General features: G+C 59.7%; 5 protein-coding genes and 1 pseudogene. 2 read left to right on the top strand and 4 right to left on the bottom strand.

The window, feature by feature from the left end:
- Positions 1-386 precede the first annotated feature (386 nt).
- The 3 genes from hisB to BQ17_RS00250 form a co-directional block, all read right to left on the bottom strand.
- Positions 387-992, bottom strand: coding sequence for an imidazoleglycerol-phosphate dehydratase HisB (gene hisB / locus BQ17_RS00260; RefSeq protein ID WP_089723759.1), 606 nt, complete (start codon positions 990-992; stop codon positions 387-389).
- 298 nt (positions 993-1,290) lie between these two features.
- Positions 1,291-2,217: a hydroxymethylbilane synthase gene (gene hemC / locus BQ17_RS00255; protein ID WP_089723758.1), complete on the bottom strand. Its 927-nt coding sequence runs from the start codon at positions 2,215-2,217 to the stop codon at positions 1,291-1,293.
- Between the two features lie 26 nt (positions 2,218-2,243).
- The gene (locus tag BQ17_RS00250; RefSeq protein ID WP_176722219.1) at positions 2,244-2,744 is read right to left on the bottom strand and encodes a lasso peptide biosynthesis B2 protein; all 501 of its coding nucleotides are present in this window, start codon (positions 2,742-2,744) and stop codon (positions 2,244-2,246) included.
- A gap of 624 nt (positions 2,745-3,368) precedes the next feature.
- Here BQ17_RS00250 and BQ17_RS00245 point away from each other — a divergent pair.
- A complete protein-coding gene (locus BQ17_RS00245) occupies positions 3,369-4,460 on the top strand; it encodes a TRAP transporter substrate-binding protein (protein WP_089723756.1) in 1,092 nt (363 codons plus the stop codon).
- 89 nt (positions 4,461-4,549) lie between these two features.
- Positions 4,550-5,035, top strand: coding sequence for a DUF2939 domain-containing protein (locus tag BQ17_RS00240; RefSeq protein ID WP_089723755.1), 486 nt, complete (start codon positions 4,550-4,552; stop codon positions 5,033-5,035).
- 253 nt (positions 5,036-5,288) lie between these two features.
- On the opposite strand, the pseudogene BQ17_RS19980 reads toward BQ17_RS00240, so the two are convergent.
- Positions 5,289-5,621: pseudogene (locus BQ17_RS19980) on the bottom strand (REP-associated tyrosine transposase); the annotation flags it as partial.
- Between the last annotated feature and the right edge of the window lie 166 nt (positions 5,622-5,787).

Raw genomic sequence — 5,787 nt, 5'->3', positions numbered from 1 at the left:
GATCCGAGCGTCGGGTTGCGTTACGCCGCGTTCGGCGCCGTGCCGGTCCGGGCGCGGTCCTGGGTTATTTGGCGTTGCTTGTGGAATACGGCATGTTGGGTTACGGCGCGTTCAGCCTTGTCACTGTGCTTTGGGATCGAACAGCGCGCCTAACCCAACCTACACCCAAAGCGAGGTCCGTGCGTGCAGGCTGCGCGGGGGATCATGTGGGTGTAGGTTGCGTTAAGACGCCGGCATGACCCACGCAGACAATCAGCGCGCCTTGGTGCGTCGAAACGCAGCACGTCCGGTCCCTCAAACCGCGCCGAATAACTCAGGATTGCTTTTAACCAGACAGCTTCTCAAATCCCATTCAAGCAATTGCATCCCATCCCTTGACCGCGGGGCTAGAGGGAACCCTTGGTAGAGGGTATAACTCCCCCCATCCTCAGATCCGGTTCAATCGCCATGCGTAGCGCTTGTCCGAATGCCTTGAAGAGTGTCTCCGCTTGGTGATGGGCGTTACGTCCACGCAGGTTGTCCAGGTGCAGGGTCACACCCGCGTGATTGACGAAGCCCTGGAAGAACTCGCGGAACAGGTCCACGTCGAAGGCCCCGATCATGGGTCGGGAAAAGTCGGCATGGAACTTAAGTCCCGGACGACCCGAGAGATCGATCACTACCCTCGATAGAGCCTCGTCGAGGGGCACATAGGCATGACCGTAGCGGCGGATAGCCTGCTTATCCCCCAGGGCTTCCGCGCAGGCCTGGCCGAGGGTGATGCCGATGTCCTCCACCGTATGGTGGGCGTCGATGTGTAGATCCCCTGTGGCCTCGATCGATAGATCGATCAGCCCATGGCGGGCGACTTGATCGAGCATATGCTCGAGAAAGGGAACACCGGTGGCGAAGCTGGAACGCCCCTTTCCGTCCAGGTCGATCTCGACCAGGACGCGGGTTTCCAATGTGCTGCGCTCCACCCGGGCAGTGCGCTGAGTACTCTGTTGTTCCACCGGATCGGAAGATCTTGTTACTGGTTAAGAAAATTCCTACATCGAAAGCGGAATGGGATCATATTCGGCTTGGTAGGCCTGTGCCATCATAACACTGTCGCCACCCAGGATAGTCATGAGGACGCAAGGGCAAGAGGATCTATCGCCCCAAAGGATTGTGCCAACCAAGCTTGGCGACATGTTCCCCTGGGTAGGGATTGCCCAGGGGATTTTTTTGTCGACAAAGGCTCAGATTCAACGCCTGCAAATAGCCGAAAGTCTCTAAACCGAGCACCGAACAGCGGAGGCTCGGAGGGGCTCAAGGTGCCGCAAGCACTGCGAGGACACCCTTCGTGTCCTGGGCGATCAAGTCCTCGGCGAGCGCGCTACCCAAGGGTTCTGCCTGGGTACGGGGCGCCCAACGTTCGGCACGCCAGACCCGGCTTCCGTCCGGCGTGCCCACCAACCCGCGCAAACGGAGCTGGTCGTCCTCCAGCAAGGCATAACCGGCGATCGGTGTCTGGCAACCGCCCCTCAGACGGCGGTTTAAGGCACGCTCTGCCTGTACCCGGTCAGCAGTGTCGGCGTGGTGTAGCGGGGCGATCAGTGCATTGACACGCCCATCGTCGGCACGGCACTCGATCCCGATGGCCCCTTGGCCGATGGCGGGGAGGCTCTCTTCCGGGCTTAGGCAGCGGCGGATACGCTGCTCGAACCCGAGTCGCATCAGGCCGGCGGCGGCCAAGATAATGGCATCGTACTCGCCGGCATCGAGCCTGCTCAGGCGGGTGTTGACATTACCTCGCAAGGGTCGGATTACCAGGTCAGCCCGGCGGGCGGTAAGCTGGCATTGGCGGCGCAGACTGGAGGTACCGACACAGGCCCCCGCGGGCAGCGCGTCGATATCCCCGTAGCTGTTTGAGACGAAGGCATCCCGGGGGTCTTCCCGTTCCATAATCACCGGGAGGTGCAGACCCGCGGGCAAGTCTACCGGCACGTCCTTCATCGAGTGCACGGCGATGTCCGCGCGCTGGTCCAGCAAGCCTTGCTCCAACTCCTTGACGAACAGCCCCTTGCCGCCGATCTTGGCGAGGGATGCATCCAAAAATTTGTCGCCGCGGGTGCGCATGCCCAGAATCTCGACCCTTATGCCGGGATGGACCTGGCGCAACCGCTCCGCCACCTGTTCGGTCTGCCACAAGGCAAGCGGGGATTTGCGGGTGGCGATGCGGATGGATTGGGACACCGGCGGGAAACGGGGCGATCTCCCCTTCAGGGCACCCGGTCGAACGGACGATACCTCTCCGTGACATCCGGACTCTCATTCACCAATCGCCCTTCGAGCTCGACCCAGGCGTGGGCAAGAAACGCCTCCTGGTTGTTGACTCCGATGCGCAGCTCCGCTGCCAAACCGCGGCGGCGCAGGAACCACCAGATCAGCACAGACTGGCGCAGGCAATAGGCATCAAAGGGCAAATGGCGGCTAGCTATCCAGGCCAGCTTCCGTATGCGCTGGGCATAAGCCATAGCCTGGTCTAATCCGGTCGGGTAGCCCGGCTTCTTAGGGGTAAGGTACATTAGAAGCTGGCGGGTGCGCCTTAACGTTAGCAGGCGCAGCAACACGGAAATCATGACTAGTTGCCCCCAGAGCATGAGAAACAGGAGCCGATCACCAGGCTCCAGAGAAGTAAAGCCGCGCCACCGCCGCCTCAGTCCCCGCAGTTTTTGAGCAGAGAGGCTAATGCCGTTGCTTGAAGTCTGGATCGAAGGCATGCTTAATCTGTTTTGGTTTCTCGAAAAGCGTCGAACCATAAAAATAATTCATAATGCCTATAGGATAACACAATAATTAAAGTGAGAAGCTGTCTGGATAAAACGGATCCTCACGTCGTGTTGCGTTACGCCGTGTTGTTCCCCCAGGCGTTTTCGCGCGCGGCTTAACGCAACCTACACTTAAGGCGAGGTCCGCACGTGCAGGCCGCGCGGGGGATCATGTGGGTGTAGGTTGCGTTAAGACGCTGGCACCGGCCTGGCCGTAGACCAACGAGCCGTTGTGCGTCGAACGCAACACGTCAAACCCTGTCCCGACGCAGGAGGGATCTTCTCCCCCAAACAGCGCCAAATAATTCAGGATTGCTCGCCTCCTTGGGGAAGAGGGTTGGAGTGAGGGGGGACCAATGGCTTTGGTTTCGATACGGTTAGTATCGGCTTCGCATGCCGCACGCTGAATAACGCCATCTTTGACACGCCTCGTTTTCCGCAAAACCCACTGGCGATGGGTATAATCCGGTCGCGCAACGCCAACTTCATACTTGACGCCATGCAACGAGGATGAGAGAGCCTACCTGGTGGGCACAGCCCACCCCACTTCCCTAACCCATGCAACGAGGATGGGAGATGCAACGTCGCGATTTCTTCAAGCAGGCCGGAAGCGCCTCCCTGGCGCTGAGCGCCTCTACCGTCGGTATCAAGGCCGCCCAGGCCAAGCCCGCTCACAACTGGAAGCTGGTTACCGCCTGGCCGAAGAACTTCCCCGGTCTGGGCACCGGCGCCAACCGACTCGCCGAACTCATCGGCGAGCTGAGCGGGGGCCGTATCCGGGTGAAGGTATACGGGGCCGGGGAGTTGGTGCCCGCGTTCGAGGTCTTCGACGCCGTCGCCCAGGGCACGGCCGAGATGGGCCATGGCGCGTCCTATTACTGGAAGGGCAAGAGCGAAGCCACCCAGTTTTTCACCACTGTCCCCTTCGGCATGACGGCCCAGGAGCGGAACGGCTGGCTCTACCATGGGGGCGGCCTGGAACTCTGGACCGAGCTCTACGCCCAGTTCGGTTTGGTCCCTGCACCAGGCGGGAACGGTGGGGTCCAGATGGGGGGCTGGTTCAACAAAGAGATCAAAAGCGTTGCGGACCTTGCGGGGCTCAAAATGCGGATGCCGGGCCTTGGCGGCGAGATACTCAAACGCGCCGGAGGCACACCGGTCAATCTGCCGGGGGGCGAGCTCTTCACCGCCCTGCAGTCCGGCACCATCGATGCCACCGAGTGGATAGGACCCTACAACGACCTGGCTTTCGGCTTCTACAAGGCGGCCAAATACTACTATTATCCCGGCTTCCACGAGCCCAGCGGCACCCTGGAGGTCATCATCAACAAGGCCGTCTTCGAGACCCTGCCCGCGGACCTGCAATCCATCGTGCTCAACGCCTGCAAGGTATTGAACCAAGACTTGCTGGCCGAGTACACCGCCCGTAACCCGGTGGCGCTCCGGACCCTGATCGACAAGCACGGCGTAGCGCTGCGCGCCTATCCGGACGACGTGCTTGTCAAGCTGCACCGGCTGGCCGAAGCGGTGGTCTCCGAACTCGGGGAGAAGGACGCATTCTCGCGGAAGGTATATACCTCCTACCGGAAATTCCTCCGGCAAGCAAAAGAATGGACCAACATCTCCGAGCTGGCCTACCTGCAGGCACGTGACGCGCGGACAACCTGAAGCGGATAGCGGTTAAATTTCAAGTGGCATAGATCAGGCAATCCGGCGCCTGCGCAAGAGAAACCGTCCCCCGGCAGAGAAACATCGAGATGCGACTCCTCCGTTACCTGTTCCTGTTCGCCTGCGTGGCCTTCATCGTCTGGCCCTACTACCATGTCTATCGCCTCGACAACGCCCTCGGCAAGAACGACATGCGGACCCTGGAGCAGCTCCTGGACATACCGGCCATCCGTCGCAACTACAAGGAACGCCTGAAAGGCGGCCTGAGTCTCCCCCAACCTCGCCCCCAAGGCGCCGACAGCCCCTTGGCCTGGCTGCAGCAGAATCTGCGGCGCCTGGGTGACGCTGCCCTGGAGCAGGCCATTACCCTCCCCTGGGCCCGCGATACCCTCAAGGAGGCTACCGCCCAGGCAACCGACGAGCGGCCACCCTACTTCATGGCCGCGATCACCTTCGCCTTCTTCGAGTCCTACGATCGCTTTCTCATCCGCCTGGGGGAACTCGGCAAAAACGCCACCCATATCCGCATGACATTGCAGGATAAGACCTGGCAGATCACGGACATCATTCGCTAGGGGCTGCTGACACTTATCCGGGCGACATCCTTTTTGTCCGCAGATTACGCAGATTTTCACAGAGGGTTACGGCGCGTTTGACCTTACCGGCGTACACCAACATTTCAGCACGCGCCTAACCCAGCCTACCTACTACTACACGCAGGTAGCACGCAGATATCGGCATGTTAGATTGCATGCAACCCGCGTAGGGCGGATAAGCTTGCGCCATCCGCCGCAGGCATAACCGAACCTACCATTCGTGGAATCATGTTCATTCACCAACATCTAGTTTCCACACTGATCCACTCGCCCAATCTTCGGGATAAAGTCCTTTTTCAACTAACCGATGAAAAGTTGAATACGGCCAATCACAAACTCGTTCTACCCAACCATGTTTAACCGGATTGTAGTGAATATAATCCATGTAGACCTCATACTCATTTTCATTGCGGATCGCATGTTCCCAGAAACGTCGTTGCCAAAGGGCGCGTTCGTGGCGTCGAATACGCACCTCCGAGCGCCTCTCCGTTGGTGGTAACCCTTTTGAAAAGGCTTTCTTGATTTCTCTCCAACGCCCCGAAAAATCATCGTCCCCACGAGGCAACGTCCGGATCAATGCCATTAAGTTAGCTGCCGACCGCTGATCGTGGTAGGTCGGGTTAGGCGCGTGCTTCGGTGTTCGGTTGGGCCACCGGATTGGGGCGCGCCGTAACCCGACAGACGATGCTGCGAGCCAACCTGGGATGTCGGGTTACGGCGCGTTCAACCTC

Origin of the sequence: Candidatus Thiosymbion oneisti (assembly GCF_900092655.1) — a bacterium.
Classification (GTDB): Bacteria; Pseudomonadota; Gammaproteobacteria; order Chromatiales; family Chromatiaceae; genus Thiosymbion; species Thiosymbion oneisti.
Note: the sequence above shows the minus strand (reverse complement) of the source record. Positions and strands in the feature narration are given on the sequence as shown.